Source organism: Streptomyces sp. NPDC048504 (assembly GCF_043200035.1).
GTDB lineage: Bacteria > Actinomycetota > Actinomycetes > Streptomycetales > Streptomycetaceae > Streptomyces.
The window spans coordinates 168,371-188,906 of sequence record NZ_JBICXA010000003.1 but is presented as its reverse complement, the minus strand read 5'-3'; the positions used below and the strand labels follow the sequence as shown (position 1 = coordinate 188,906).

General features: G+C 70.6%; 22 protein-coding genes. 9 read left to right on the top strand and 13 right to left on the bottom strand.

What is annotated here, in order from left to right; all coding sequences use genetic code 11:
- Positions 1-123: 123 nt before the first annotated feature.
- The 3 genes from ACGFY9_RS08615 to ACGFY9_RS08605 all read left to right on the top strand — a co-directional run bounded on the left by ACGFY9_RS08615 (position 124) and on the right by ACGFY9_RS08605 (position 2,157).
- Positions 124-984 carry a helix-turn-helix domain-containing protein gene (locus ACGFY9_RS08615; protein ID WP_393753006.1) on the top strand — a complete coding sequence of 287 codons (861 nt, stop codon included), beginning with the start codon at positions 124-126 and terminating at the stop codon, positions 982-984.
- Positions 985-1,239, top strand: coding sequence for a DUF397 domain-containing protein (locus ACGFY9_RS08610; protein WP_019060458.1), 255 nt, complete (start codon positions 985-987; stop codon positions 1,237-1,239).
- Between the two features lie 96 nt (positions 1,240-1,335).
- Positions 1,336-2,157, top strand: a complete 822-nt coding sequence (locus ACGFY9_RS08605) for an SAM-dependent methyltransferase (RefSeq protein WP_393753005.1) — start codon at positions 1,336-1,338, stop codon at positions 2,155-2,157.
- A gap of 19 nt (positions 2,158-2,176) precedes the next feature.
- On the opposite strand, the gene ACGFY9_RS08600 is transcribed toward ACGFY9_RS08605, so the two are convergent.
- The 6 genes from ACGFY9_RS08600 to ACGFY9_RS08575 all read right to left on the bottom strand — a co-directional run bounded on the left by ACGFY9_RS08600 (position 2,177) and on the right by ACGFY9_RS08575 (position 6,611).
- Positions 2,177-2,872 (bottom strand): dual specificity protein phosphatase family protein, encoded by a 696-nt coding sequence (locus ACGFY9_RS08600; protein WP_393753004.1) that lies wholly within the window; start codon positions 2,870-2,872, stop codon positions 2,177-2,179.
- A gap of 64 nt (positions 2,873-2,936) precedes the next feature.
- On the bottom strand, positions 2,937-3,215 hold the full coding sequence (locus ACGFY9_RS08595; protein WP_393753003.1) for a hypothetical protein: 279 nt from the start codon (positions 3,213-3,215) through the stop codon (positions 2,937-2,939).
- A gap of 10 nt (positions 3,216-3,225) precedes the next feature.
- Positions 3,226-4,713: a glutamate synthase subunit beta gene (locus ACGFY9_RS08590; protein ID WP_393753002.1), complete on the bottom strand. Its 1,488-nt coding sequence runs from the start codon at positions 4,711-4,713 to the stop codon at positions 3,226-3,228.
- A 179-nt stretch (positions 4,714-4,892) separates the two neighbouring features.
- Entirely contained in the window at positions 4,893-5,372 is a 480-nt protein-coding gene (locus ACGFY9_RS08585; protein ID WP_393753001.1) for a DUF1772 domain-containing protein, read from the bottom strand.
- A gap of 265 nt (positions 5,373-5,637) precedes the next feature.
- A complete protein-coding gene (locus ACGFY9_RS08580) occupies positions 5,638-6,375 on the bottom strand; it encodes a DUF2293 domain-containing protein (protein ID WP_393753000.1) in 738 nt (245 codons plus the stop codon).
- A gap of 35 nt (positions 6,376-6,410) precedes the next feature.
- Positions 6,411-6,611, bottom strand: coding sequence for a hypothetical protein (locus ACGFY9_RS08575; RefSeq protein WP_393752999.1), 201 nt, complete (start codon positions 6,609-6,611; stop codon positions 6,411-6,413).
- Between the two features lie 68 nt (positions 6,612-6,679).
- Here ACGFY9_RS08575 and ACGFY9_RS08570 point away from each other — a divergent pair, with 68 nt between their 5' ends.
- Both ACGFY9_RS08570 and ACGFY9_RS08565 read left to right on the top strand, forming a co-directional pair.
- Entirely contained in the window at positions 6,680-7,321 is a 642-nt protein-coding gene (locus tag ACGFY9_RS08570; RefSeq protein ID WP_393752998.1) for a uridine kinase, read from the top strand.
- A 163-nt stretch (positions 7,322-7,484) separates the two neighbouring features.
- On the top strand, positions 7,485-7,913 hold the full coding sequence (locus ACGFY9_RS08565; protein ID WP_019060469.1) for a CBS domain-containing protein: 429 nt from the start codon (positions 7,485-7,487) through the stop codon (positions 7,911-7,913).
- 85 nt (positions 7,914-7,998) lie between these two features.
- On the opposite strand, the gene corA is transcribed toward ACGFY9_RS08565, so the two are convergent.
- Positions 7,999-9,126 (bottom strand): magnesium/cobalt transporter CorA, encoded by a 1,128-nt coding sequence (gene corA, locus ACGFY9_RS08560; protein WP_393752997.1) that lies wholly within the window; start codon positions 9,124-9,126, stop codon positions 7,999-8,001.
- Between the two features lie 237 nt (positions 9,127-9,363).
- On the opposite strand from corA, the gene ACGFY9_RS08555 reads away from it, so the two are divergent.
- The gene (locus tag ACGFY9_RS08555; RefSeq protein ID WP_393752996.1) at positions 9,364-10,158 is read left to right on the top strand and encodes a methyltransferase domain-containing protein; all 795 of its coding nucleotides are present in this window, start codon (positions 9,364-9,366) and stop codon (positions 10,156-10,158) included.
- A gap of 149 nt (positions 10,159-10,307) precedes the next feature.
- On the opposite strand, the gene ACGFY9_RS08550 is transcribed toward ACGFY9_RS08555, so the two are convergent.
- The 6 genes from ACGFY9_RS08550 to ACGFY9_RS08525 form a co-directional block, all read right to left on the bottom strand.
- Entirely contained in the window at positions 10,308-11,222 is a 915-nt protein-coding gene (locus ACGFY9_RS08550; RefSeq protein ID WP_393752995.1) for a carbohydrate kinase family protein, read from the bottom strand.
- On the bottom strand, positions 11,219-12,127 hold the full coding sequence (locus tag ACGFY9_RS08545; RefSeq protein WP_393752994.1) for a pseudouridine-5'-phosphate glycosidase: 909 nt from the start codon (positions 12,125-12,127) through the stop codon (positions 11,219-11,221). The genes ACGFY9_RS08550 and ACGFY9_RS08545 overlap by 4 nt, the downstream gene beginning before the upstream one ends.
- Positions 12,128-12,265: 138 nt before the next feature.
- A complete protein-coding gene (gene fdhA, locus ACGFY9_RS08540; protein WP_393752993.1) occupies positions 12,266-13,498 on the bottom strand; it encodes a formaldehyde dehydrogenase, glutathione-independent in 1,233 nt (410 codons plus the stop codon).
- Between the two features lie 66 nt (positions 13,499-13,564).
- Positions 13,565-14,866, bottom strand: a complete 1,302-nt coding sequence (locus ACGFY9_RS08535; RefSeq protein WP_393752992.1) for an MFS transporter — start codon at positions 14,864-14,866, stop codon at positions 13,565-13,567.
- A 96-nt stretch (positions 14,867-14,962) separates the two neighbouring features.
- Positions 14,963-15,517, bottom strand: coding sequence for a methylated-DNA--[protein]-cysteine S-methyltransferase (locus ACGFY9_RS08530; protein WP_393752991.1), 555 nt, complete (start codon positions 15,515-15,517; stop codon positions 14,963-14,965).
- A 45-nt stretch (positions 15,518-15,562) separates the two neighbouring features.
- Entirely contained in the window at positions 15,563-16,435 is an 873-nt protein-coding gene (locus tag ACGFY9_RS08525) for a glycerophosphodiester phosphodiesterase (protein WP_393752990.1), read from the bottom strand.
- Positions 16,436-16,714: 279 nt separating this feature from the next.
- Between ACGFY9_RS08525 and ACGFY9_RS08520 the strand changes: the two genes are divergently transcribed.
- From ACGFY9_RS08520 to ACGFY9_RS08510, 3 genes are all read left to right on the top strand, one after another.
- Positions 16,715-17,578, top strand: a complete 864-nt coding sequence (locus ACGFY9_RS08520) for an MHYT domain-containing protein (RefSeq protein ID WP_393752989.1) — start codon at positions 16,715-16,717, stop codon at positions 17,576-17,578.
- 40 nt (positions 17,579-17,618) lie between these two features.
- Complete coding sequence (gene uvrB / locus ACGFY9_RS08515) at positions 17,619-19,757, top strand: excinuclease ABC subunit UvrB (RefSeq protein ID WP_393752988.1); 2,139 nt, start codon at positions 17,619-17,621, stop codon at positions 19,755-19,757.
- A 158-nt stretch (positions 19,758-19,915) separates the two neighbouring features.
- The gene (locus ACGFY9_RS08510; protein WP_033283094.1) at positions 19,916-20,494 is read left to right on the top strand and encodes a TerD family protein; all 579 of its coding nucleotides are present in this window, start codon (positions 19,916-19,918) and stop codon (positions 20,492-20,494) included.
- Positions 20,495-20,536: the final 42 nt, after the last annotated feature.

The window sequence follows — 20,536 nt, the reverse complement described above, 5'->3', positions numbered from 1 at the left end:
CGGGAGAACCCTTTCGCCGAGCTGTACGGACGCATGCGCTGTCAGTACTCAACCCATTACGCAGCACTTGACTCGTCACTTACTCGGTACTCGGTACTCAGCACTCATTCGTGGAGGTGGAGCGTGAGCGAGCCGCGGTCCGCACCGACGGTCGGCCAGGTCGTCCTCGGCCGGCGCCTGCTGGACCTGCGGGAACGCGCGGGGCTCAAGCGCGAGGAGGCCGCCCGCGTCCTCCGTGTCGCCCCCGCCACGGTCCGCCGCATGGAGATGGCGGAGGTCTCTCTCAAGATCCCCTACCTCCAGCTCCTCCTGAAGTCCTACGGCGTCTCCGACGAGGAGGCCGAGGCCTTCGTCCAGCTCGCCGAGGACGCCAACCGGCCCGGCTGGTGGCAGCGCTTCCACGACATCCTGCCCGGCTGGTTCTCGATGCACGTCAGCCTGGAGGGCGCGGCCGCGCTCATCCGGTCGTACGAACCGCACTTCGTGCCCGGTCTGATGCAGACCGAGGAGTACGCGCGCGGAGTGCTGAAGTCCGGAGCCATCGGCCAGACCGATCCCGACGACATCGAGCGCCATGTCGCGCTGCGCATGCAGCGCCAGGACCTGCTCACCCGTCCCGACGCGCCCCGCTTCTGGGTCGTCATGGACGAGACCGCCCTGCGCCGCCCGGTCGGCGGCCCGGAGGTGATGCGTGCCCAGATCGACAAACTGCTCGACGCCACGAAGCTGCCCAACGTGACCCTGCAGGTCGCCCCGTTCTCCTCGGGGCCGCACCCGGGCACGTACGGGCCCTTCGTGCTGTTCCGATTTGCCATGTCCGAACTGCCGGACATGGTCTACAGCGAGTACCTGACCGGCGCCGTCTATCTGGACGCGCGCGAAGAGGTGGCGACCCACCTTGAGGTCATGGACCGCATGGCGGCGCAGGCCGCTACGGCACATCGCACGAAGGAGATCCTCAAGGATCTCCGCAAGGAGCTGTGAATGGATCGCATCAAGCCGCGTATGAGCGTCTACAACGGTATGCCCGCGCGGGACTTGGGAAGCGAAGGCTGGCACAAGCCGTGGAGCGGCGGCAACGGCGGCAACTGCCTGGAGGCGATGAAGCTGGCCGACGGCCGGATCGCCGTCCGTCAGTCCACCGACCCGGACGGGCCGGCCCTGATCTACACGACCGACGAGATGACGGCCTTCATCGAGGGGGCGAAAGCGGGCGAGGCGGATTTCTTGCTGTCCTGAGCCGACCACCTGTGCTGAATGCTTTTTCCTTACCGAACCTCCTTATTTTGGTACCGACTTGATCACATGTTGCTTTAAGAGCTTATGGAGCACGCCATGACCGTGCGGCCCACCGACAGGATCGACAAGACCGTCGAGATCGACACCAGCAGGCCTCACCCCGCCCGCATGTACGACTGGTACCTCGGCGGCAGGGACAACTACCCCGTCGACGTGGAGATGGGCCGCCAGATGCTCGCCCTCGATCCGAGGGTGCCGGTCATGGCACGTGTCAACCGCGCGTTCATGCACCGGGCCACCCGCTGGCTCACCGAGCACGGCGTACGGCAGTTCCTGGACATCGGCACGGGCATCCCGACCGAGCCGAACCTGCACCAGGTCGCGCAGGCCGTCGCGCCCGAGGCACGTGTCGTCTACTGCGACAACGACCCGGTCGTGCCGGCCCATTCGGCGGCCCTGCTGCGCGGCACACCCGAGGGCGCCACCGCGTATCTGCAGGCCGACGTGCGCGAGCCCGACACCGTCCTCGAGGGCGCGCGAGCGGTCCTCGACCTCACCCGGCCCGTCGCCCTGTCCCTCGTCGCGCTGCTGCACTTCGTCTCCGACGAGGACGGCGCGCACGAGCTGGTCGACGGCCTGTTGTCCCAACTCCCCACCGGCAGCTACCTGATGATGACCCACGCCACCGCCGACTTCACCCCGGAGGAGTCGACGGCGGCGATCGAGAGACTCACGGCGGCGGGCAGCACCCTGGCCCTCCGCTCCCGCACCGGCTTCGCCCGCTTCTTCACCGGCCTCGACCTGGTCGAGCCGGGGGTGGCGGTGGTCGACCGGTGGCATCCGGAGCTGGGCGAGCCGGTGCCGGGCCAGGACGACGGGACGATTCCCGGGTACGGGGCGGTGGGGCGCAAGCCCTGACACCGCTCGGCGGCGGGCTTCAGAACCACGACAGCATGCGTCGTGGTGCGTCCACCAGCCGGCTGACGGCGACCACCGGCAACGGCGGTTGCTCCAGCCGGCCCGGGCCCCGGCCGAGGCTCAGCGCGTAGTAGATCTGCTCGATCGACGGCGGCCCGACGGCGAGATTCCGCCGGACCGCCGACGCCGACGACGCCTCCCCGGTCCGCACGACATACGCCGCCGCCATCGTCCCCGTACGGCCCACCCCCGCACCGCAGTGCACGAACACCGGCCCGCCCGCCGACGCGACGACATCCAGAAACCGCCCCACCTGCGCGGGAGTTGGCGTCTGCCCGTCCCGAATGGGCAGTCGTACGACGTCCAGCCCGGCCCTGCCCGGTTCGGCGAGCTGCGCCGCAGTCAGGTCCTCGGCGCGCAGATCCACGACCGTGGTGAAACCGAGGCGGGCCAACTTCCGGTAGCCGCCGGGGGAGGGAGCGGCACCTCGCCACAACGTGCCCTCGGTGTCGACGGGTTGGAAGTGACGGATGCCCTGCACGGTACGGGTCCCCGGAGGCGGCGGGGTCTCCTCGCGCGCCCAGTACGACAACGCGAGGACGCCGAGCGCGCCGGTGGCCCACAGGGCGACGTAGCAGAGGGCGACGACGAGGAGCAGCCTTATCGCACGTCTGGGCAGGCGGAGTTGGGGTGCGGGTGTGGGAACGGTTGCCATGGGCGACCCGGGATGCTCGGGGACGGGGGCGCTTTGGCATCATACGTCCGGATTGCGCGTCGGGTCAGTCGTCGTCCGCGTCCGTGTCGCCCATGCCCATCACCGTGAGGTGGGCGCGGTCGAGGGCCGCGTCCTCCAGGCAGCCGCGCAGCCGCATACGGTCGTGTTCGGCGAGCGCGGGCCGTACGACCCCGGCGAACATGCCGTCGCCGAGGCTGCCCAGCGTTGCGTGGTTCATCGGCACGGAGGTGGAGTCCCGGCAGCGTTCCCAGACCTGCTGCGCGGCGAGCGCCTGCCGTTCGGCGGTGATGTCCGCGCCCCGCACGTCGACTTGGACGAGCACCTCCGCCGTCTCACACCGTCATCGGGCGGTCGTACGGCCCGATGGGCGCCGGGAGTTGGGAACTCCCCGTCAGATAACGGTCGACGGCCGCCGCCACCGCCCGCCCCTCCGCGATCGCCCACACGATCAGCGACTGCCCGCGCGCCGCGTCCCCCGCGACGAACACCCCGCGCGCACTCGTCGCGAAGTCCGCGTCCCGGGTGATCGTGCCGCGCGGCGCCATCGCCAACCCCAGTTGGCCGATGAGCCCGTCCTCGCGACCGGGCCCGGAGAACCCGAGGGCGAGCAGCACGAGATCGGCGGGCAGGCTGCGCCCGGAACCGTCCAACGGGCTGCGCTCCGCGTCGACTTCGACCAGGTGCAGGGACCGCACGTGCCCGTCCCCGTCACCCTCGAAGTGGAGCGTCGACGCCGCGAACAGCCGCGCGTCCGCGTCCGCCGCCGGAGCCGTCTCCAGATCCCGTGCCTCCTCGTGCGCGGCCGAGAGCCGGTAGATCTTCGGATACGTCGGCCAGGGCTCCGCGTCCTCGTCGCGCTCGGCGTCCGGCTGGGCGTAGATGTCCAACTGCGTGACGGACGCGGCCTCTTCACGCACCGCCGTGCCCAGGCAGTCGGCCCCGGTGTCGCCGCCGCCCACGATCACGACATGCTTGCCGGCGGCGGACAGGGGAGAGGCCGCCAAGTCGCCCTCGCACACCCGGTTGGCCAGCGGCAGGTACTCCATCGCCTGGTGGATACCGGTCAACTCCCGCCCCGGTACGGCCAGTTCACGCCACGCCGTCGCTCCCGTGGCGATCACCACCGCGTCGTAGCGCGCCCGCAGCTCGGCCGCCCCGATGTCCCGCCCGACCGTCGTCGACGTACGGAACTTGGTGCCCTCGGCCCGCATCTGCTCAAGCCGCCGTTCCAGATGCCGTTTCTCCATCTTGAACTCGGGGATGCCGTACCGCATCAGGCCGCCGAGCCGGTCGTCCCGCTCGTACACGGCGACCGTGTGCCCGGCCCGCGTCAACTGCTGTGCCGCGGCGAGGCCGGTGGGCCCGGAGCCGATCACCGCGACGGTCCGCCCCGAGAGCCGGTCCGGTGGCCGAGGTGGCGCGAAACCGTCGGTCCAGGCGCGGTCGGCGATGGCGACCTCGACGTTCTTGATGGTGACCGCGGGCTGGTTGATGGCGAGCACGCACCCCGCCTCGCACGGCGCCGGGCACAACCGCCCGGTGAATTCGGGGAAGTTGTTGGTCGCGTGCAGCCGGTCGGCCGCCGCGCGCCAGTCCTCCCGGCTGACCAGATCGTTCCACTCGGGGATCAGATTGCCGAGCGGGCAGGCTTCGTGACAGAACGGGACGCCGCAGTCCATGCACCGGTCGGCCTGCTTCGTGACGATCGGCAGCAGCGCACCCGGGACATACACCTCGTCCCAGTCCTGCACCCGCTCCGCGACGGGCCTGCGGGGCCACTCCTCGCGCGGAGTGGTCATAAAACCCTTGGGATCGGCCATGGCCGTCTTCCTTGCGTCCGCGTACGACAGGCCGTGCGTCATCGGGCGGCACTCTTTCAGCCACGATAAGGCCCCTGGGCCGGGCGCGCAGAGTGGGGCGAGACGGCTTTCTCACCTGGTCCCGCGGGCGGCCCCGCGAGCCCTCGCCAGTGCCCGCTCAGGTGATCATGTGGTTTCTCTCAGGTGAGAGCCAGCATGTACACCAGCGCGGCGGCGGCCGAGGCGACCGCGCGGACGTGATTCCACATCGTCCACTCGCGCACGTACGACGGCCAGTACGCGGCGGCCTCCGGCGTCCCCGGGTCCAGCTTCAGCAGCGCCTCGTTGCGGGGCACGTTCGCGACGAGGGTCAGCCCGAACGCGCCGAACAGATACAGCGCGCTGCCCAGCAGCAACTCCACGGTCCCCTGATCCGGCCACAGCACGAACGTCACCACCGCGATCACCGCGCACACCACCGCGGAACCGGCGAACAGCAGCATGAAGGCCGGCGTCATCGCCGCCGTGTTGATCGCGTTCATCGCGGCGACCCCCTGCGCGGGCGGCAACTCGGCCAGCCCCCGCACGACCAGCACGGAGAAGCCACAGAACACCCCGGCCATCACGCCGGTCACGAGCACCCCCAGAACCGTCAGCGTCACATACGGTTCACCGATCATGCCGACATCAACTCCCGCCCGTAGAGCCGAGATCTTGCCCACCACCGACCACCGGGACAAGTCAAACCCGCCCCCGACCGGGTCACCATGGCCGAGAATCGCCCGGGCATAAGCGGGCGTCCACGAGGCCCTCCGGGGCGACGACAGCACGCTCCGGGCCGGTGACGGCCTCTTCCGGGTCGGCGGCGATGCCCTAGGGGCCGGCGACGGCACTTTTCGGGGCCGGTGACGGCACGCTGGGCAACCGGGTTCCCCGCCTTCCTCCTCACCCGGCCTCCGCGTTCGCCCGGACATCTGCCTCCGCCCTGGTCTCCGGTTGCACCCCGCCCTCCCGCCACCCCCGAAGTACCGCCTCCACCCCCGCCGAGATCCGCCGCCGAGCCTCATGCCGCGGCACCCCACTCATCAGCAACTGGTCGTAGGGCGTGTCCACATGCCGTACGGAAGCCACCACCGCCGAGACCACCGCGCCCTCGGACAACGCCCGCCCCGCCGCACTCCGCCCCACCCGCCCGCTGCCCCGCGCCGAGGCATGCGCGGCGACGGCCCGGGCCCGCGCCCCGGGGCAGCCGGGGAACAAGCGTCGTATCTCCGCCGCGAACGCCTCCGCGAACCGCACGTCCTCCGCGGCACGCCGCACCGCGTCCCGCGCCCGGCGCCGCCGTCGCGCCTCCGCGTCCGCGAGACACCGCTCCTCGGCCCGCGCGAGCCCCGCCTCCTCGACGAGAACGCCCTGCCGCTCGTACCGGCCCCGCCGCCGGTCGAACCGCACCACCACCGCCGACAGCCCACTCTCCTCCCGCGCCCGGCGCGTCAACGCCGTGTCGCCGCGCGGCAGGAACACCAGATGCCCGAGATCCACACAGCCGAGACACCGCGGCACCCCGCCCTCGACGACCAGCAACGGCAACGGCCCCCGACGGCATTCGGCACAGTGCCGCTTCCTGAGCGGTTGAACAACCAGAAGTCCACGGGGAGCCGGGGGAGTCGTGAGTGGTGCCATACGCGATTCATTCCCTTCTGCTGCGCGTCTCTCTCCTATCTCTCAGCGGCCCTGCGAACGTCACGCGGGACGAACACCGACGCGCGCTCGCGATGCCGGGTCGGCGTCTCGATCTCGTCGAGCACCGCCACCGCCAGATCCGCGTACGACAGCCCGGGCGCGCCCTCCGGCACACCCCGCTCGGCCGCAGCCTCGTCCCGCTCCTCGACGCCGCCCGCGCCTGGAGCGATCCCCACCTTCCGCACCTCCTCGCGGCCCGTAGCGGCCACCGGCCCGACACACGCTGATCGCGGCCTGCCGCATCATGGGCCCTGTGCGACTGGAAGCGATCACCTGGGACCGGCTCGGCGACCTGCTCGCCGAGCGTCTGCTCGACCTGGAGCCGGCCGACGGCAGCCCCTGGCCGCGCGTCGCCCTCGACGGCGCCCCGGCGGCCCACCCCGGCGACCTCGCCGAACGCGTCTCGGAGGCGCTGCGCGTCCGCGGCCGTTCCTCGCTCGTCGTCGGCACCGAGGGGTTTCTGCGCCCGGCCTCGCTGCGGCTGGAGTACGGGCGACAGGACGTCGAGGCGTACTACGACGGCTGGTTCGACACCCGCGCCCTGTGGCGCGAGGTCTTCGGCCCGCTCGAACCGGACGGGGACGGCCGTGTCCTGCCCGATCTGTGGGACCCGGTCGCCGACCGCGCCACCCGCAGCCCCTACGTCCAACTCCCGCCCGGTGCCGTCCTGTTGCTGCACGGCCCCCTCCTCCTTCGGCACTGGTTCCCCTTCGACCTGACCGTCCACGTCCTCCTCTCACCGGGCGCCCTGCGCCGCCGTACCCCCGACACCGAGCACTGGACCCTCCCCGCCTTCGAGCGCTACGAGGACGACACCGACCCGGCCGGTACGGCGGACGTCCTGGTACGCGCCGACGACCCGCGTCACCCGGCGTGGAACGGCTGATCCACGGAGCGAGTGAGTCCCGCGGACCTGGGGTGGCGCTCCGGCACACCGGAAATCGTGACCGTCCGGGTGCGTTCACCCCGTCGCGCGGCGAGAATGTAGGGCGCCGGGACTAGCGGAACGTTCTGTGCCGCGCCGGCCGTCCGGCACCGGGAGGTACTTCATGACCACCGCCGGAGACATCATGCACCGGGGCGCCCAGTGGATCCCCGCCCATGAGACCCTGGACCGCGCCGCCCAGCTGATGCGCGAACTGGGCGTCGGAGCCCTGCCCATCAGCGACGAGAACGAACGGCTCTGCGGCATCCTCACCGACCGGGACATCGTCGTCGGCTGTGTGGCCATGGGCCACGACCCGGCCAAGATCACCGCCGGCGAGATGGCCCAGGGCACCCCCCGCTGGATCGACTCCGGCGCCGATGTCGGCGAGGTGCTCCAGGAGATGCAGGGACACCAGATCCGCCGGCTTCCCGTCATCGAGAACAAACGCCTCGTCGGCATGATCAGCGAGGCCGACCTGGCCCAGCATCTGACGGAGGAACAGCTCGCCGGCTGGGTCGAGAGCGTCTACGCCCGCAGCGGCATGCGCTGAACCGCCGGGCGGTCCCGGGCGCTGAACTGCCGGACCGTTTCCGGGCGTTGTGCCGCAGGGCCGTTTCCGGTTCAGCGGCTGGCGTTCACAGCCAGCCGTTGCGCCGGAAGCCCCGGTACAGCGCCAGACAGGACACGAATATCACGCCGATGACCAGGGGATAGCCGAACCGCCAGTGCAGCTCCGGCATGTGGTCGAAGTTCATGCCGTACACACCGCACACCATCGTCGGTACGGCGATCACCGCGGCCCAGGCCGTGATCTTCCGCATGTCCTCGTTCTGCGCGACCGTCACCTGGGCGAGGTGCGCCTGCAGAATCGAGTTGAGCAGTTCGTCGAAGGACGCTATCTGCTCCTTCGCGCGCAGCAGGTGGTCGGAGACGTCCCGGAAGTAGGCTTGTATCTCCGGTCCGATCACCCGCATCGGCCGGGTGGCGAGTTCCTCCAGCGGGCGGCTGAGGGGGACGATCGCCCGCTTCAACTCCAGGAGTTCACGCTTGAGTTGGTAGATACGGCCCGGGTCCGCCCGCGCGCCGTTCTCCGCGAACACGTCCGTCTCCACCTGGTCGATGTCCGCTTGCACCGAGTCCGTGACGCTCAGATAGTCGTCGACCACATGGTCCGCGATCGCGTGCAGCACCGCGGCCGGTCCCTTGGCGAGCTGCCGCGGGTTCGACTCCAACTCCTCGCGCAGCGGCCCCAGTGAGCCGTGCCGTCCGTGCCGCACGGTGATGACGAACTCGGCGCCGACGAACACCATGATCTCGCCGGTGTCCACGACCTCGCTCGTCGCGGTCAGCTTCTCGTGCTCGACGTAGCAGACCGTCTTGAACACGGCGAACAGCGTCTCGCCGTAGCGCTCCACCTTGGGGCGCTGATGGGCCTCGATCGCGTCCTCGACCGCCAGCGGGTGCAGGTCGAAGAGCTCGGCGATGCCCGCGAACTCCTCGTTCGTCGGCTCGTGCAGGCCCAGCCAGACGAAGCCGTCGTCCTTCTTGCGCACCCGCTCGACGGCGTCCACCAGATCGCCGCCGACCGGGACCCGGACGCCGTCCTGATACGTGACGCACTTCACCACCGAGGAGCCCAGCGGCGACCGGGCGTGGTGGCTCAGGTCGACCCGCGGGTGCCGCCGGGCCAGCCGTGCCACCTTGCGGAGGCCGCCGACCCTGCCGAGGCCCGTGACCTTCCGAAGATTCCCTGCCATGGACATCCGGATCTCCTTGCGTGGATCCCCTCGCATCGCATTTCTGCGCCGTGGCGTGCCAGTTTGCCAGGCCGACGTGAGCCGTGGGTAAGCCTGTGGGAACGGAATCCTCCGCTTTGTTCCCGGCTGTGGATGAACCGGTGCACGGTCGTGGCAAGGGTGCCGTGGACCGGAGCTTCGCCCCGCCCGACAACCGGAGCGTCGCCCCCTCCTGACAACCGAAGCAACTGGGATGATCGCGGCATGACGCGATCCGACGGGTATCTCCTCGACAACCGGCAGTCCGAGGCGGGACAGCGCTTCGACGCCTTCGCCACGCTCTTCGACCCCACGACGTTCCGGCACCTGGAGGGGTTCGGCGTCGGACCCGGCTGGCGCGTCTGGGAGGTCGGCGTCGGCGGCACCTCGGTGGTGTCCTGGCTGGCGAAGAAAGTCGGCCCGACCGGAAAGGTCGTCGCGACCGACATCGACACCTCGCAGGTCGCCTCGGCCGCACGGCCGCCGGTCGAGGTGCGCGTCCATGACGTCGGCGCCGAGGAACCGCCCGGGGAGGGCTTCGACCTCGTGCACGCCAGGCTCGTCCTCGTCCATGTGCCGGACCGCGAACGGGCGTTGCGCTCGATGATCAAGTCCCTGCGCTCCGGCGGCCGCCTCCTGATCGAGGACGCGGACCCCGCGCTGCAGCCCCTGCTCTGCCCCGACGAACACGGCCCCGAGCAGCAACTCGCGAACCGCCTCCGCCACGGCTTCCGCAAACTCCTCGCCGACCGCGGCGCCGACCTCTCCTACGGCCGCCGGCTCCCGCGCCTGCTCCGCGAGGCCGGCCTGCGCCGCGTCGAGGCCGACGCGTACTTCCCGGTCACTTCACCGGCCTGCGCCGCGCTGGAATCCGCCACGGTCCGTCAGATCCGCGACCAACTCGTCACCGCGGGCCTGGCCACGGACGAGGAGATCGACCGCCACCTGGCCAACGTCGCCTCCGGCACGATGGATCTGGCGACGGCGCCGATGATCTCGGCGTGGGGGCGGAAGGCGTAGGCGGGGGGCGGGAGTTGAGGGGTGGTGGTGGGTATTCGGCGGAGCCGGGTTCGATGCTGGGGAGTCACCGTCCCGCACCAGCGACCGCCCTCCCCGTACAACTCCCTCTCCGCCCAGCACAGTTGACCGGCGCCCGACGCAAGCACCCCTCACCCCCGCCCAGGTGGTCGCCCTCCCACCCGTTCCACCGCCCGAGCCCCCGCCCGGCACCCCTCCCGCGCCGCCTCCTCCGGCTCGGCGCCCGCCAGCAGCGTCGCGAGGAACGCCCCCGTGAAGGCGTCCCCCGCACCCGTGGTGTCCCTGGGAACAGCCGGCTCGGCCGGTACGCGTGCGTGGACCGTGCCTGAGTGGGCCACCAGGGCTCCCTCGGCGCCCTGCTTGGTGACCACCAGGGGGACATGGCGGCTCAGCTTGGCCGCCGCGTCCGCCGGATCGGGCAACCCCGTGAGCAGGCACGCCTCGTCACGGCTCGGCAGCAGGACGTCCACTCCCTCGACAAGCGCCAGGAAGCGGTCCACGCCCAGCTCCACGAGGAACCCCGCCGACGCCGGATCCAGACTCACCGGCACCCCACGCGCGCGTGCCGACTCCAGCGCCACGGCCGCCAGCGCCCGGCTCGGCTCGGAGAACAGCAGATAGCCCGACAGATGCAGCCGTACGACGCCGTCGAGCAGCGCGTCCGACCAGTCGCCGGGATCGAACCGCAGGGACGCGCCGCTGTCCGTGAGGAACGTCCGCTCGGCCGACGCCCCCGTGTCGACCAGGCAGATCACGGTCCCGGTCGGTGCCGCCGGATCGACGACGAGACGGGGCCGCACACCGGAGGCGACCAGCTCCCGCTCGTGCCATGCCGCCGCGTCCGTGCCCACACGACCGAGCAGCCGTACGTCCGTACAGCCCCAATGGGCCGCCCAGCAGGCCACGTTGGCGCCCGCGCCGCCCGGCACCGTGCGGATCGCGGCGGCGGTGTCCGTACCCGGGGCGAGCGGCCCCCGGTGTCGGGCGACGACGTCCGTGACGACGTCCCCGACGACCAGGAGGGCGCCGTTCGGCCTCGTCGTCACGCCTCGGCCCAGGCCGCCGCGATCCGCCCCGCCAGCCGTACGTTGCCGCGCACGGCCGCCAGGTTGGCGGTCAGTGAGGCACCGTCGGTGTGTTCGACCAGGTAGCCGAGCAGGAACGGGGTGACCGCCTGCCCGGTGACGCCCTCCGCCTCGCACGCGTGCAGCGCGGCGGCGAGCACACGCGCGTGCAGCCTGGGATCCAACTGCTCGTCCTCGGGCACCGGATTGGCGACGATCAGCGTCGAATCCGGGGCGTCGAGCGCGTCCTGCGCCCGCATCACGGCCGCGACCTGCTCGGGGGTCTCCAGCGTCCAGTCCACCGGATACCCCGAGTCGGAGAGATAGAAGCCGGGGAAGCGGTCCGTGCCGTATCCGGCGACCGCCACGCCCAGCGTCTCCAGGCGCTGCAGGGTCGCCGGCACGTCCAGGATCGACTTCACGCCCGCGCACACCACCGTGATCCGGGTGGACGCCAGCAGTCCCAGGTCGGCGGACTCGTCCTGTGTCACCGTCCACTCCCGGTGCACCCCGCCGAGCCCCCCGGTAGCGAACACCCGGATGCCCGCCCGTGCGGCCAGCAGCGCCGTCGCCGACACCGTGGTCGCTCCGCTGGCCCCGGCCGCCACCGCGAGCGGCAGGTCGCGGTGGCCCAGCTTGCGGATGCCGTTCTCGTTGGCGACCCGCTCCAACTGCTCCTTGTCCAGGCCGACATGGGGCCGCCCGTCCAGCACGGCGATCGTCGCGGGTACGGCGCCCTCCTGCCGTACCGCCGCCTCCAGCTCCAGCGCCACCCGCAGATTGCGCGGGCGCGGCAGCCCGTGCGCGATGATCGTCGACTCCAGGGCCACCACGGGTCGACGCGCGTCGATCGCCTCGCGTACTTCCTCGGACACCACCAGCACCACGCGCCTCCTGTCGTTCGGTCTTCCCTCATCCCTGGCGGGTGCCGGGCCTGGTCAAACCCTCGCGGACTGTGGGAGACACCACCAGCGGTCGACGTGGAAAAAGGGGGCCACGCGTGCGTGGCCCCCACTTTCCGTGTGTCAGACCGGGCTCACGCCCGCCAGAGTCCCGTGCGGATCGAGCACGTACTTGCGGCTGGCGCCCTGGTCGAACTCGGCGTAACCGCGCGGTGCGTCCTCCAGGGAGATCGGGGTCGCGTTGACCGCCTTGGCGATGTGCACGCGCCCGTGCAGGATCGCCATCATCAGACTCCGGTGGTACGTCATCACCGGGCACTGACCGGTCGTGAACGCGTGGCTCTTGGCCCAGCCGAGCCCGAGCCGCACCTTCAGGGTGCCGCTCTTCGCGTCCTCGTCGACCCCGCCGGGGTCGGCGGTGACGTACAGCCCGGGGATGCCCAGGGCACCGCCCGCGCGCGTGACGCCCATCAGCGAGTTGAGGACCGTCGCCGGTGCCTCCGGGGCGTCCGGGCCGTGCGCCCGTGCCTCGAAGCCGACTGCGTCGACCGCGGCGTCCACCTCGGGCTCGCCGAGGATCTCGGCGATCTGCTCCCCGATGTCGCCGCGCGAGACGTCGACGGTCTCGCAGCCGAAACTCCTTGCCTGGCCCAGGCGTTCGGCGTTCAGGTCGCCGACGATGACGACCGCGGCGCCCAGCAGCTGTGCGGACGCGGCTGCCGCCAGACCGACCGGACCCGCCCCGGCGACGTACACCGTGGACCCGACCCCGGCGCCCGCGGTGACCGCGCCGTGGAAACCGGTCGGGAAGATGTCCGACAGCATGGTCAGATCGAGCAGCTTCTCGCGTGCCTCGTCCCGGTCCGGGAACTTCAGCAGGTTGAAGTCCGCGTACGGGACCATGGCGTACTCGGCCTGACCGCCGACCCAGCCGCCCATGTCGACATAGCCGTAAGCCGCCCCGGGGCGGGCCGGGTTGACGTTCAGGCAGATGCCGGTCTTGCGTTCCTTGCAGTTGCGGCACCGTCCGCAGGCGATGTTGAACGGTACGGAGACGATGTCGCCCACGTCGACGAACTCGACGTCCGGACCCCGTTCGACGACCTCTCCGGTGATCTCGTGTCCGAGGACCAGCCCCTCGGGCGCGGTCGTCCGACCGCGCACCATGTGCTGGTCGCTGCCACAGATGTTGCTGGCGAGCACCTTCAGGATCACCCCGTGCCGGGCCTTTCGGCCGACGTTGGCGGGGGCGACTCCCGGCCCGTCCTGCAGTTCAAGCGTCGGGTACTCGATGGTCCTGACTTCCACCGCTCCCGGCTTGAGATACGCGACTGCCCTGTTTCCGCTTCCACTCATGCGTGTTCGCCGTCCCTTCGGCTCCGATCCCCCGGATGCCAGTGGCTGTGCGCACGGCGGAGTCTGCTACCGGCCGGGCCTCCCGGCCACCCTTCGCGGGACATCGGAAACCGGGATCTTCCGGGAGCGGGTGAGAAGGGCCAGCGCGGCCAGGGGTATCAGCAGGCAGGCGGCGGTGAGATTCAGCCAGCCGTAACTCGCCTCGGCGACCACCAGCCCGGCGACCGCTCCGCCGATGCCCGCCGAGGTGTTCATGGTGAGGTCGGACAGCCCCTGCGCGGCGGCACGCGCCGGCTGCGGCACCGAGTCCGTGAGCAGCGCCGAGCCGGAGACTAGCCCCGCCGACCACCCCAGGCCCAGCACGAACAGCCCCAGCGCGACCCGCCCATGACTACCGCCCGCCGTACCGGCGAGGAACGCGGCACAGGCCAGCAGCCCCACCGCGAGCCCTGTCCCGGACAGCCGCCCGACCCGGTCGGACAGCCTCCCCATGAGCGGCGAGAACGCGTACATCCCCGCGATGTGCCCGCTGATCACCAGCCCGACCAGATCGATGCTCGCCCCGTGCTGGCCCAACTCGACCGGCGTCATCGCCATCACCGACACCATCGCCGTGTGCGAGACGGACACCGTCACCAGCGCCAGCCGCGCCCGCGGCGAGGCCGCCACCGCCGCGAACCCGGCCCGCAGCGACCGCGCGGCGGGCGACCGGTCCTCGTCCGGCGCGAGCGCCCGCGCCGTCAGCAACGGATCGGGCCGCAGCATCACGGCGACCACGACCGCGGCGACCAGGAAGATCGCACCCGCCCACAGAAAGGGGCCCGCCGCCGCGGGTATCCCGAGCCCGGAGACGCTACGGCCCGCGGGCGCGGCGATGTTCGGACCGAGGACCGCCCCTATGGTCGTAGCCCACACGACATGGGAGATGGCCCGGGCCCGCTGCTCCGGCTCGGCCAGATCGGCGGCCGCGAACCGGGACTGCAGGTTCGCCGACGAGGCCGCCCCGAACCCGGCCATGCCGCACAGCAGCAGCGGAAAGCTCCCGATGCTCGCCGCGAGCACCACGACCCCGGCTCCCAGCGCCCCGACCAGATACCCGAGGACCAGCCCGGGACGTCGGCCACGCGCCATCATCAGCGCCGCGAACGGCATCGACAGCACCGCCGTCCCCGTCACGGTCGCCGTGGGCGCCAGCCCGGACAGCGACTCGGTCCCACTGACCTGCTTGGCCAGTACGGCGGCCAGCGCGATCCCGGTGGCTACGCCGAGCCCGCCCAGGATCTGGGTCGCGATCAGCACCCCGGACACCCGGCGCCGCAGCGCGGGCAGCCGGTCGGCCGCGACAGTTCGTTCTTCTGCAGCGGTCACAGCGCGCACCTCGTACCGCCGCGACCACACGCGTATGTGAAGCCGGTCCTCACCAGCACAGCGTCCCTCCCCCGATTTCCCTGCGCGCCCGAGCCCTCAGAACAACGGCTCGGGCAGCACCCCCTCCAGCGCCAGCAGCTTCCTCTTCGTCTCCAGACCGCCCCCGAACCCGCCGATGCCGCCGTCGCTCTCGACGACCCGATGGCACGGCACGACGACCGGCAGAGGATTGGACCCCATCGCCACCCCCACCGCCTGGGCCGCGAGCGGCTGCCCGACCCGTCCGGCCAGATCGCCGTACCCGACCACCGAGCCGTACCGCACGCCGGACGCCAGCTCGCGCAGCACCTGCCGGTTGAAGCCGGAGATCAGGGACCAGTCGAGCGGCAGCTCGAAGTCGCGCAGATCACCGGCGAAGTAGGCCTCGATCTGACGTATCGTCTCGGCCAGCAAAGGGGAGTCGGGCGCCTCGACCGGTTCGGTGCCCAGCCGGGTCGCCAGCCGGTCGAGGGTCTTGTCGCGCACCGCGTCCGTGGCGTGGAAGACGACGTTGACCAGGCCGTCCTGTGTCGCGGCCAGCAGCAGCGGACCGATGTCGGTGCCGACGACGGTCCACACGACCCGCTGCTCGTTCTGCCCATTGCTGTCCATGCGCCCACCGTACGACCCGGCACTGACAACGCCCCGCGAGCGGCCTCAGAACCCGTTCAGCGCGGAGCGCACCACGTCCGGCTTGTTCGTGATGAGCCCGTCCACGCCGTACCCGGCGACCTTCCAGGCGGTCGGCGCGTCGTCGACGGTCCAGGCGTACACCTCCATCGGACGGCCGTGCGGGCCCGTGTGCCCGTGCACGGCGGAGACGTAGCCCATGGAGATCGAGCCGTACGACGGGTTGATCAGGTCGGTGTACGCGGCGTAGTCCTGCAGGGCGGACATGGGGGGCGTGCCGAGGAAGGCGGTCCTGATGGCGGGCCTCAGATCGTGCACGACGCGGATGCTGTCCGCGCTGAAGCTCTGCACGATCAGCCGGTCGTCGAGGTGCCCCTCGTCCAGCCACCCCTCGTTGCCCAGGAGCTTGAGGGTCTGCTGCTCGATGCCGGGGTACAGCTCCGGGTTCTTGATCTCCAGGAGGAGGCTCTGATGGTTGTGCTCCACCTCGCGCATGTACTGCGTGAGCGTGGGCACGCGCGTGCCTGTGAACGCGGGACCGAACCAGCTTCCCGCGTCGAGGCGCGCGATCTCGGCGGCGGTGAAGTCCTTCACCTTCCAAGGAGCCCTATGGGGGAACACCTTCTGGACGTCGGTGGTGCGCTTCAGGCTGTCGTCGTGGATGACGACGAGCTCGCCGTCCTTGGTGCGCTGGACGTCGTTCTCGACCCACTGGAAGCCGAGCCGGGCCGCTTTGTCGATGGAGGCCAGGGTGTTCTCGGGCGCGTAGGAGGAAGCACCTCGATGGGCGACGACCGTGGGCCACTGGGCGGCGTCGCCGGCCCGGGCGGCGGGGGAGGGGAGCAGAAGGGCGGCGGCCCCCAGGAGCGCGGTCGAGGCGGCAACTGCGCGCAGGTGCATGCGTACTCCTCGCATCGAGCGATCACATACAGCTCAAGGATGACAGCGGAACGTCACTACCCGTGGGGTTACAGGATGGACACAGAATGAATGGTGTTGCCCAAGTCCGCTCACCGGTGCCGCACAACTGAGGCAAGGCCGTGTTTCTTTGCCGGAAAATCGTTCGACCATTCCGGTGGGGGTCATACTCTCTGCGTCGACCCTGACCGTTCCGGCGGTCCTGGGGCTGGGCGCGTTTCAGGAATTCCGGAATGGAACAGGACGGAAGGGCAACTGCGCATGCAGGGCACGGTCGACGGATTCAGCTACGGACTCGTCACACCGCTGGTGGCCTACCTCATGGCGTGCCTCGGCGGCGCCCTCGGCCTGCGCTGCACCACCAGATCGATGCTCGTCGCCCAGTCCTGGCGCCCCGGATGGCTCGCCCTCGGATCGGCGGCGATCGGTTCCGGCATATGGACGATGCACTTCATCGCGATGATGGGGTTCTCGGTCCGCGAGACACCGGTCCACTACGACAAACCGATGACCTTCGCGAGCCTCGCCGTCGCCGTCGTCATGGTGGGCGTCGGGATCTTCATCGTCGGCTACCGGGGAGCCCGCGGGACGGCGCTCTTCACCGGCGGCACCCTCACCGGACTGGGCATCGCCTCGATGCACTACCTGGGTATGGCCAGCATGCGTCTCAACGGAAAGCTCGAATACAACACGTTCACTGTCTCCGCGTCCGTCGTCATAGCGGTCGTCGCCGCGATCAGCGCCCTCTGGGCCGCCGGGCAGGTCCGCGGGTTCCTGTGGAGTGTGGGCGCGAGCCTCGTCATGGGGCTCGCCGTCACCGGCATGCACTACACCGGCATGGCCGCCCTCAGCGTCCACGTCCACGGCACGGCCCCGACCACCGACGGCGTGTCGGCCGCGTCCCTGCTCGCGCCCATGATGATCGGCCCCATCGCCTTCCTCCTCCTGGCCGGCGTCGTCGTGATGTTCGACCCGCTGATGGTCATGGGGAAACCGGCCCAGGCCCCCGTCGAGCACAAGCCCGGCGTCCCGGCCGGCGCCCTGGTGCCGCACCCCCGGCGCACCCCCGTCCGCGCCGCCCGCGAGCTCGGGCACCGCCGCTCCCGCACCCCGCAGAACCGCTGATCCGACCCCGTTGTCAGTGGTGGGTCGTACGGTTGGTTCCATGCGGCCCGTTTCCCACATCGAACGCACGGTGGCGCCCTTCGAGGTCGTCAGCCCCTACCAGCCCAGCGGCGACCAGCCGGCGGCCATCGCCGAGCTGGCCCGACGCGTCGAGGCAGGTGAGAAGGACGTCGTCCTGCTGGGCGCGACCGGCACCGGCAAGTCCGCCACCACCGCGTGGATGATCGAGAAGCTCCAGCGCCCCACCCTCGTGATGGCGCCGAACAAGACCCTGGCCGCCCAGCTGGCCAACGAGTTCCGCGAGCTCCTGCCGAACAACGCCGTCGAGTACTTCGTCTCGTACTACGACTACTACCAGCCCGAGGCCTACGTCCCGCAGTCGGACACCTACATCGAGAAGGACTCCTCGGTCAACGAGGAGGTGGAGCGCCTGCGCCACTCCGCGACCAACTCGCTGCTCACCCGCCGCGACGTCATCGTGGTCGCCTCCGTCTCCTGCATCTACGGCCTCGGTACTCCGCAGGAGTACGTGGACCGCATGGTCCCCCTCAAGGTCGGCGACGAGATCGACCGCGACCAGCTGCTGCGCCGCTTCGTGGACATCCAGTACACGCGCAACGACGTGGCCTTCAGCCGCGGCACCTTCCGCGTCCGCGGCGACACAATCGAGATCTTCCCGGTCTACGAGGAACTGGCCGTCCGCATCGAGATGTTCGGCGACGAGATCGAGGCACTCTCCACCCTCCACCCGCTCACCGGCGAGATCATCAGCGAGGACGAGCACCTCTACGTCTTCCCGGCATCCCACTACATCGCCGGCCCCGAGCGCATGGAGCGGGCCGTCAACGACATCGAGAAGGAACTCGCCGAGCGGCTGGCCGAGATGGAGAAGCAGGGCAAGCTACTGGAGGCCCAGCGCCTGCGCATGCGGACCACGTACGACCTGGAGATGCTCCGCCAGATCGGCTCCTGCTCCGGCGTCGAGAACTACTCGATGCACTTCGACGGCCGCGAGCCCGGCTCCGCGCCGAACACCCTGATCGACTACTTCCCGGAAGACTTCCTGCTCGTCATCGACGAGTCGCACAACACGGTCCCGCAGATCGGCGCCATGTACGAGGGCGACGCCTCCCGCAAGCGCACCCTCGTCGACCACGGCTTCCGGCTGCCCTCCGCTCTGGACAACCGCCCCCTGAAGTGGGAGGAGTTCCAGAAGCGCATCGGACAGACGGTCTACCTGTCGGCGACCCCGGGCAAGTACGAGCTCTCGCGCGCGGACGGCGCCGTCGAGCAGATCATCCGCCCCACCGGCCTCATCGACCCCGAGGTCGTCGTCAAGCCCACCGAGGGTCAGATCGACGACCTGGTGCACGAGATCCGCAAGCGCACCGAGAAGGACGAGCGGGTCCTCGTCACCACGCTCACCAAGAAGATGGCCGAGGACCTCACGGACTACTTCCTGGAACTCGGCATCCAGGTCCGCTACCTGCACAGCGACGTCGACACCCTGCGCCGCATCGAGCTGCTGCGCGAGCTGCGCTCCGGCGAGTTCGACGTCCTGGTGGGCATCAACCTCCTCCGGGAGGGCCTCGACCTGCCCGAGGTGTCCCTGGTGGCCATCCTGGACGCCGACAAGGAGGGCTTCCTGCGCTCCGGCACCTCCCTGATCCAGACCATCGGCCGCGCGGCGCGCAACGTCTCCGGCCAGGTCCACATGTACGCCGACCGGATCACCCCGGCGATGGAGAAGGCCATCGAGGAGACCAACCGCCGCCGGGAGAAGCAGGTCGCGTACAACACGGAGCGCGGCATCGACCCCCAGCCGCTCCGCAAGAAGATCAACGACATCGTCGCGCAGATCGCCCGCGAGGACGTCGACACGGAGCAGCTGCTCGGCTCGGGGTACCGCAAGGCCAAGGACGGCAAGGGCGCCAAGACCCCCGTGCCCGCGCTCGGCGGCAAGGCCGCGAAGAGCGCCAAGTCCGCCAAGGGCAAGGCCCAGGACACCGTGCCGACCGACCGTCCGGCGGCCGAACTCGCCGAGCAGATCGAGGAGATGACGGCACGCATGCGTGCCGCCGCCGCCGACCTGCAGTTCGAGGTCGCGGCCCGGCTGCGCGACGAGGTCCACGAGATGAAGAAGGAACTGCGTCAGATGAAGGAGGGCGGCCTGGCCTGACCGCCCGGGTGGACCGCCGGACCTCGGGGTATGCGCTCTGTGTTGCAAGACCGACACAAAGTCCGATGCGGGGTTCGGCACTGTCAGTGGCGCTGCGTAGGGTTCTGGACATCCGCGGATTCTGCGGCAACAGGGGACAGTTCGAGAGGGGAACAGCCGTGACGGTCAACATGACCAAGGGTCAGGCCATCAGTCTGCAGAAGAACGACGGGTCCGGCCTGACCGCGGTGCGCATGGGTCTCGGCTGGCAGGCGGCTCCCCGGCGCGGCCTGTTCGGCTCGCGCACCCGGGAGATCGACCTCGACGCGTCCGCCGTGCTGTTCGCCGACAAGCAGCCCGTCGACGTGGTGTTCTTCCGCCACCTGGTGAGCGACGACGGCTCCGTGCGCCACACCGGCGACAACCTCGTCGGCGGCGTCGGCCAGGGTGGGGACGACGAGGCGATCCTCGTCGACCTCGCGCGCGTGCCGGTCCACATCGACCAGATCGTCTTCACCGTGAACTCCTTCACGGGCCAGACCTTCCAGGAGGTGCAGAACGCGTTCTGCCGCCTGGTCGACGAGACCAACGGCCAGGAGCTGGCCCGCTACACGCTGGCGGGCGGCGGCCAGTACACCGCCCAGATCATGGCGAAGGTGCACCGCACCGGTTCGGGCTGGACGCTGACGGCCCTCGGCACGCCGACCAACGGCCGCACCTTCCAGGACCTGATGCCGGCGATCCTGCCGCACCTGTAGGGCGGCCCGGCGCACACGACACGACACGGCTGAGCAGGGGGA

Coding starts and splice junctions, on each gene's coding strand:
- ACGFY9_RS08610 (WP_019060458.1), top strand. CDS start 985: ATGGATCGCATCAAGCCGCGTATGAGCGTCTACAACGGTATGCCCGCG.
- ACGFY9_RS08605 (WP_393753005.1), top strand. CDS start 1,336: ATGACCGTGCGGCCCACCGACAGGATCGACAAGACCGTCGAGATCGAC.
- ACGFY9_RS08600 (WP_393753004.1), bottom strand. CDS start 2,872: ATGGCAACCGTTCCCACACCCGCACCCCAACTCCGCCTGCCCAGACGT.
- ACGFY9_RS08590 (WP_393753002.1), bottom strand. CDS start 4,713: ATGGCCGATCCCAAGGGTTTTATGACCACTCCGCGCGAGGAGTGGCCC.
- ACGFY9_RS08585 (WP_393753001.1), bottom strand. CDS start 5,372: ATGATCGGTGAACCGTATGTGACGCTGACGGTTCTGGGGGTGCTCGTG.
- ACGFY9_RS08580 (WP_393753000.1), bottom strand. CDS start 6,375: ATGGCACCACTCACGACTCCCCCGGCTCCCCGTGGACTTCTGGTTGTT.
- ACGFY9_RS08570 (WP_393752998.1), top strand. CDS start 6,680: ATGGGCCCTGTGCGACTGGAAGCGATCACCTGGGACCGGCTCGGCGAC.
- ACGFY9_RS08565 (WP_019060469.1), top strand. CDS start 7,485: ATGACCACCGCCGGAGACATCATGCACCGGGGCGCCCAGTGGATCCCC.
- corA (WP_393752997.1), bottom strand. CDS start 9,126: ATGTCCATGGCAGGGAATCTTCGGAAGGTCACGGGCCTCGGCAGGGTC.
- ACGFY9_RS08555 (WP_393752996.1), top strand. CDS start 9,364: ATGACGCGATCCGACGGGTATCTCCTCGACAACCGGCAGTCCGAGGCG.
- fdhA (WP_393752993.1), bottom strand. CDS start 13,498: ATGAGTGGAAGCGGAAACAGGGCAGTCGCGTATCTCAAGCCGGGAGCG.
- ACGFY9_RS08530 (WP_393752991.1), bottom strand. CDS start 15,517: ATGGACAGCAATGGGCAGAACGAGCAGCGGGTCGTGTGGACCGTCGTC.
- ACGFY9_RS08525 (WP_393752990.1), bottom strand. CDS start 16,435: ATGCACCTGCGCGCAGTTGCCGCCTCGACCGCGCTCCTGGGGGCCGCC.
- ACGFY9_RS08520 (WP_393752989.1), top strand. CDS start 16,715: ATGCAGGGCACGGTCGACGGATTCAGCTACGGACTCGTCACACCGCTG.
- uvrB (WP_393752988.1), top strand. CDS start 17,619: ATGCGGCCCGTTTCCCACATCGAACGCACGGTGGCGCCCTTCGAGGTC.